This window comes from Desulfovibrio sp. OH1186_COT-070, from assembly GCF_003860215.1.
Classification (GTDB): domain Bacteria; phylum Desulfobacterota; class Desulfovibrionia; order Desulfovibrionales; family Desulfovibrionaceae; genus Desulfovibrio.
In genome coordinates this window covers 1-453 of the sequence record NZ_RQYH01000173.1, presented here as the reverse complement: position 1 = coordinate 453, position 453 = coordinate 1, and the positions used below count along the sequence as shown (strand labels likewise).

Sequence of the window (453 nt, the reverse complement as noted above, 5' to 3'; positions counted from 1 at the left end):
AGGCAGTGTAGTCACGAAATTGTCTAAATTTTCATTTTGTGGCACAGTTCGCTTGTCTTCAACCGTAAGCGAGGAACATATGCCCACAGCAGCCCACAGACGGCACGACATTTCTGATTCCGTTTGGAAGAAGCTTGAACCCCATTTGCCCGGACGTGAAGGAAGCTGGGGAGGCAAGGCCCACGACAACCGGCGCTTTATCAATGCGGTCTTCTGGATTATGCGTACAGGCGCTCCATGGCGAGATCTGCCCCCCGACTTTGGCGGTTGGAGCAATACCCATCGACGCTTCATCCGTTGGCGCGATAATGGTGTGTGGGAGAGATTGCTTGAAATTCTGATTGATGAGCCGGACTTTGAATGGCTGATGATCGATGCCAGTCATTGCAAAGTTCACCCACATGCGGCAGGCGCAAGAGGAGGCAATCAGGACATGAGCCGCACAAAAGGGGG

At 53.0% G+C, this 453-nt stretch carries 1 protein-coding gene; it reads left to right on the top strand.

Annotated elements, in window-relative coordinates; translation table 11 throughout:
* Window positions 1-79: 79 nt before the first annotated feature.
* A partial coding sequence (locus tag EII23_RS12410; protein ID WP_124793568.1) for an IS5 family transposase occupies window positions 80-453 on the top strand: 374 nt, incomplete at its 3' end.